Raw genomic sequence first — 615 nt, forward strand, 5'->3', positions numbered from 1 at the left:
AATAAAACATCGTCCATGGCACGAACAGTAGAGAGTAGTTTCGCATCAGGGTTGTGACGCGGATCTGAGTCAAACATACCTTGCTGATCAGTTAAAATAATCAACAATTCTGCATGAACCTGACCTGCAACCATCGCAGCTAAAGTATCGTTATCACCAAAGCGAATCTCGTCGGTAGATACCGTGTCATTTTCATTAATAACCGGAATCACACGCCAATCAATCAAGTTTTGCAAAGCATCACATGAGTTTAGGTAACGACGGCGGTCCGCTAGATCATCATGGGTGAGTAAAACCTGAGCAGTACGAATGCCATGTTCTTCAAGCACACTAGACCAAGTATGAATTAAACCCATCTGCCCAATCGCAGCACAGGCTTGTAGACTGGGTAGATCGGTGGGTCGACTTGCAAGCTTCATACGAACCATACCTTCAGCCACAGCTCCAGAAGACACTAAAATAATTTCGTGTCCGGCATCGTGTAGATCTGCAATCTGTTTCGCCCAATGCGAAATAGCATTCAAATCTAAACCTTGCCCATTGGCTGTGAGTAAAGATGATCCGATTTTAACAACGATTCGTTTAAACTCACTGAGCTGACGTTGCCCATCGACC

1 pseudogene is annotated in these 615 nt (G+C 44.7%); it reads right to left on the reverse strand.

The features are described from left to right. A pseudogene (proB, locus tag UC75_RS20695) lies at window positions 1-615 on the reverse strand (glutamate 5-kinase); the annotation flags it as partial.

This window comes from Acinetobacter sp. V2, from assembly GCF_001188385.1.
Taxonomy (GTDB): domain Bacteria; phylum Pseudomonadota; class Gammaproteobacteria; order Pseudomonadales; family Moraxellaceae; genus Acinetobacter; species Acinetobacter oleivorans.